Source organism: Psychrilyobacter sp., assembly GCF_049671765.1.
In the GTDB taxonomy this organism is placed as follows: Bacteria; Fusobacteriota; Fusobacteriia; order Fusobacteriales; family Fusobacteriaceae; genus Psychrilyobacter.
The window spans coordinates 1-4,436 of sequence record NZ_JBATVM010000017.1 but is presented as its reverse complement, the minus strand read 5'-3'; the positions used below and the strand labels follow the sequence as shown (position 1 = coordinate 4,436).

At 27.9% G+C, this 4,436-nt stretch carries 5 protein-coding genes; all 5 read left to right on the top strand.

From position 1 onward, the window contains the following. A partial coding sequence (locus tag WBG30_RS00780) for an N-6 DNA methylase (protein WP_424502735.1) occupies positions 1 to 657 on the top strand: 657 nt, incomplete at its 5' end. Continuing rightward, positions 658 to 1,983, top strand: a complete 1,326-nt coding sequence (locus tag WBG30_RS00775; RefSeq protein ID WP_424502734.1) for a restriction endonuclease subunit S — start codon at positions 658 to 660, stop codon at positions 1,981 to 1,983. Continuing rightward, complete coding sequence (locus WBG30_RS00770) at positions 1,980 to 2,867, top strand: hypothetical protein (protein ID WP_424502733.1); 888 nt, start codon at positions 1,980 to 1,982, stop codon at positions 2,865 to 2,867. The genes WBG30_RS00775 and WBG30_RS00770 overlap by 4 nt, the downstream gene beginning before the upstream one ends. Positions 2,868 to 2,967: 100 nt before the next feature. After that, positions 2,968 to 3,420 (top strand): GIY-YIG nuclease family protein, encoded by a 453-nt coding sequence (locus tag WBG30_RS00765; protein WP_424502732.1) that lies wholly within the window; start codon positions 2,968 to 2,970, stop codon positions 3,418 to 3,420. Positions 3,421 to 3,449: 29 nt separating this feature from the next. Beyond that, the coding region (locus WBG30_RS00760; protein ID WP_424502731.1) for a hypothetical protein at positions 3,450 to 4,436 on the top strand (987 nt) is incomplete at its 3' end.

Genomic DNA, 4,436 nt, shown 5'->3' with positions numbered 1-4,436 from the left:
GATGTGAGATGGAAATATGGGACTCCTCCAGAAGGAAATGCAAACTATGCTTGGATGCAACATATGATCCATCAATTAAAACCTACAGGAACAGCAGGAATAGTATTGGCTAATGGATCATTATCATCTAATACTTCCAATGAAGGAAAAATAAGACAAGCAATGGTAGATGGAGATATTATAGACTGTATTATTGCACTACCTGATAAATTATTTTTAACTACAGGAATTCCCGCCTGTATTTGGATATTAAATAGAAATAAATCTAATCCTAAACATAGAAAAAGAGATCACGAAACTCTATTTATAGATACTAGAAATATGGGTACTATGATAGATAGGAAATTAAGAGAGTTTAAGCCTGAGGATATAGAAAAAATAGCTAAGACATATCACTCATGGAGAAATATTGATGGTGAGTATGAAGATAAGAAGGGGTATTCTAAGTCAGCTAAACTTGAAGAGATAGCAAAGCACGATTACATCCTTACACCTGGAAGATATGTAGGCATAGCAGAGGAAGAGGGAGATGGAATTCCATTTGAGGAGAAGATGGAAGGATTGACTAAGACACTGTCTGAGCAGTTCAAAAAGTCATCTAAGTTAGAGGAAGAGATCAAAAACAATCTACAGTCATTAGGATTTGAGGTGTTATAGATGAAAAAAATAAATAATAATAAATGGCAAGAAACAGACATTGGAAGAATCCCATCTGATTGGAGTATGTCGCCTCTTTTAGATAAACTTTACATAAAGGGTAGAATTGGATGGAAAGGCTTAAAGAAAAGTGAATATCTTAAAAAAAGTGAATATATGATAATAAATGGAGCTAATATACAAAATGATCAGGTAGAATGGAAGAATTGTGGATTCATCGCAGAAGAAAGATATTTAGAATCCCCTGAAATAATGTTAAAAGAAGATGATATTATCATGACAAAAGATGGCACTATTGGAAAAGTAGCGATTGTGCCATATTTACCTAAAAAAAGTTCAGTAGCTTCAGGGATTTTTGTGATTAGGCCTGAAAATGATTCAATCCACACATATTACTTATATAGCTATTTTAAAAGCCGATATTTTAAGGAATTTGCAAAATCTAGGACTGAAGGTTCGGTAATTCCACATTTATACCAAAGAGATTTTGGGAAAATATGTATTCCTTTACCACCTTCTTATGAGGAACAGAGAAAGATTGCTTCTATTTTAAAATCCCTAGACGACAAGATAGAACTAAATAACCAAATGAATCAGACCTTAGAGGAGATGGCACAGGCTATTTTCAAGGAATGGTTTGTGGAGTTCAACTTCCCCAATGAGGACGGAATCCCTTATAAGGATAATGGGGGAGAGATGGTTGAATCTGAACTGGGGGAGATTCCTAAAGGATGGAGAATGGAGGAATTAGGGAATATTTGTAATATAGGATCCAGTAAAAGAATTTTTTTGAAAGATTATGTGGAAGACGGAGTTCCATTTTATAGATCTAAAGAAATTATAGAAAAATCAAAGGGAAAGAATATATCAACAGAATTATTTATAACAAAAGACAGATTTATGGAAATAGAGAACAAATTTGGTGCTCCTAAAAAAGGAGATATTCTTCTTACTTCTGTAGGGACTCTTGGAATTCCTTACATAGTGAACAACGAAAGATTTTATTTTAAAGATGGAAATTTAACTTGGTTTAGAAATTATTTAATAGAGGAAATGGGGTTATACATCTATAATTGGTTACTTTATGGTGAGGGAAAAAAGCAAATGGATATGATAGCTATTGGTTCTACTCAAAAAGCTTTAACAATTTCTGCTCTAAAAAATTTAAAAATATTAGTCCCAAGTAATGAAATATTAATTAATTCTATAAAAAAAATGAAAACGTTAAAAACAAAAATACAAGAAAATATAGAAGAAAATCAAACGCTAATAAAAACTAGGGATACTTTATTGCCTAAGTTAATGAGTGGAAAAGTTAGGGTATGACAAAAACAAAGAAAATTATATTAGGTATTTTAATAGTTGCAATAATTCTTATTGGAGTCCCATTATTTTTAGATCAGGTTATTGTAGGGAATAAAATTTCTTCTAATATCTCAAATAGTGAATGGATAGGGTTTTTAGGTTCCTATCTAGGAGGTATCTTAGGAGCAAGCGCCACTATTTTTGGTATTTATATAGTATATAACTTAGAACGTTTTGAAGAAAAAAGGGGTTTAAAAATCTATTTAAGTGATATATTTAGAAAAAATACAGAAAATAAAGAAAAGATAATAATTAATTTGTTTAATAATTTAAAACTGAAACAAAGCTCATTAAAATTTATTTCTACAAAACTATATGAGGAAAACTTATTAAAAATATATAAGTTAAAGAATTATAATAAAATAAATGAGTTATTTGATTTACAAATAGAATTGGAAAAAAAACGTAATGAAATAACTCCTTATTTAATTGAAACTGATCTTATATTCAAGGAGATAGATTTAATTAATAAATTTTTTAGCAACACTGAAAATACTGAACTAAAAAAAAGTTTAAAAGAGTTGAATAAGGTTATATTTTTACTTAACTATTGCCTATCTTCAAAACAAAATAATATGGAAATTGATAAAAAAAATTATTATATAACAAAATTTCCTTATACAAAAGAGATTTTTGAAGCATTTGAAGAAGAGAATATAGAAGATATATTGGATAAAATATTCAAAGAACTTTTAAGTAAAGCAACTAACATAGTCTATGATTTACAGTATGAAGACTATCAATCAACAAGTAATTTGATGTTTGAAATTGGGTATACATATAGTTATTATAAATTAATGTTAAAATATTTGAAAAAATGCGAGGAATACAAAGTTTTTATTTAATAAAAAGGAGAGCTTATGCTCATAATACTAGAAAAGATTGAAAGTATGAAAATGGTGTTTGCAAGGTATAAATATAAATTGATATTTAAAGGGGAGAACAATGGAAAAATATGATTTAGACTTTTTAGAAAAAGAAGAAGCTATCTTTTGTGGACAGCTAGAGGATTTCTATAAAAGTAATGAAAAATTTAGTGATGAAATTGTTAAGACAGAAAGCAAAGGAGTTTATGTTGTACTTTCATTAAAACAGCATTTTTTATATCCAAATGGAAATTCAAAAGTTATATATATTGGAAAATCTAATAATGTTTATAAGAGGTTAGGTTCACATCGAAGAAATTTAGAAGAAATTGATTTTGATAGAATAAAAGAGTATTGGGCTGATAATAAATATCTATATATGAAAAGGTTTGGAGCAAAAGTTTATTATATTTCTGCAACTGGAAATTGGAATGCACATAATTTTGAAAGTAAAGTATTAGGGGATTTTTATGATAAGTATCATGCTATTCCTGTTGGCAATGGGTCACTCTCTTTTGGGAAGAGGTCATAATAGTTTAGGAAAAGAAAGGAGATCAACTTATGAATAGACATTTAAGTATATTTACACCTTTTTATATAAAAGGACGAGAAAATAATTTAACAAGAGCTCTCGCAATATTATTGCAAAGGGAACCTTTATTTTTTCAGATGATTTGGAAAAAAATAGTAGGAGAAAATTTAAATGAAGAGCTTTTAATAAAAGATATTAAAATTGATTCTCAAAAAGCTTCAACAAAATATGATCTTGTTGAAGATGGAATTGAGAAAGTTTATGGTGTCACTTTAAATACACAAAAATATTCTACTAATTTAGAAGGATCTAAAAAAACAAAAGATCCTATAACTGATTTATCCATCCAATTAGGAGAAACTCTTGTAATAATAGAAGTAAAACCACACGGAGAAGATCCTAGAAAACAACTAAATAATCAAATAGATAGGCTTAATTGGGGTGAAAATAAAAAAAACTGGTCTTATATCTCATTAACATGGGAAGAAATTTTAGAAAGTGTTATTGCAATTGGGAAATTTAGAAAAAACTTGAATTCTCCAAATGTATTTTTAAATGAATTCAATGAATTTATAGAAAATAGTTATCCCGAATTGTTACCAACATCTAAAATTTCTATAAATCTTACATCAGAAAAAATAGAAAGAAGAATAAGACAAATAGAAAAAGAAATAAATCTTAAAATTCATGGTAAAAACTATGAAGAAGAGCATGATTTTATAAAGTTAAAAAATTGCAAGTTTGCTGAAAGGTTTAAAATATACTTGAAAGATGGAAAAATAACTTTAAACGTTTGGCCAGGAGATAATAATAAACAAGGTAGTATTTTATATAAAAAAAAGTTTAATTTAAAAGAATTATCAGAAGAATTAAAATCAAACTTGAATATTGGAAATTTAGAGTTGGGAAAAAATTATGAAACAAATATATATTCTTATATAAGATTCGCACATATAATGGGAAAAGGTATCTATTGGGAACATTTAAATTTCAAAGAAGATATCTCTGATATCTAC

What these genes read in the sequence shown, in the direction of transcription:
- WBG30_RS00775 (WP_424502734.1), top strand. Translation starts at nt 658, where the DNA reads ATGAAAAAAATAAATAATAATAAATGGCAAGAAACAGACATTGGAAGA.
- WBG30_RS00770 (WP_424502733.1), top strand. Translation starts at nt 1,980, where the DNA reads ATGACAAAAACAAAGAAAATTATATTAGGTATTTTAATAGTTGCAATA.
- WBG30_RS00765 (WP_424502732.1), top strand. Translation starts at nt 2,968, where the DNA reads ATGGAAAAATATGATTTAGACTTTTTAGAAAAAGAAGAAGCTATCTTT.